We start from the raw sequence: 263 nt of genomic DNA, 5'->3' as shown, positions 1-263 counted from the left end.
AGGCAGCTTATGCTTGCTGCATTGGCAAGTGCACCTTTGCTGAGCTTGACTAACCGGACATCTGCCAGCGAGCAGCTTGGCTTTGACAAACTCTATAAAAGCTTTGGTGTTCTGGGGTTGGAGTTTTCGGATCAGGTAAAAAATTCTGCGGGAAAACAAGTCGAAATTAGTGGTTTTATGGCGCCGCCGCTGAAGGCTGAGGCCAATTTCTTTGTTCTGACCGAAATTCCGATGTCGATTTGTCCGTTTTGTTCATCGGATTC

Annotated in this window: 1 pseudogene; it reads left to right on the top strand. The window is 47.1% G+C overall.

The features are described 5' to 3' along the window. Positions 1-263, top strand: a pseudogene (locus HBA93_RS21700) (hypothetical protein); the annotation flags it as partial.

The organism is Ochrobactrum sp. SFR4, assembly GCF_019730395.1.
Taxonomy (GTDB): domain Bacteria; phylum Pseudomonadota; class Alphaproteobacteria; order Rhizobiales; family Rhizobiaceae; genus Pseudochrobactrum.
The sequence above is the reverse complement of the archived record's forward strand: the minus strand, read 5'-3'. Positions and strand labels throughout refer to the sequence as shown.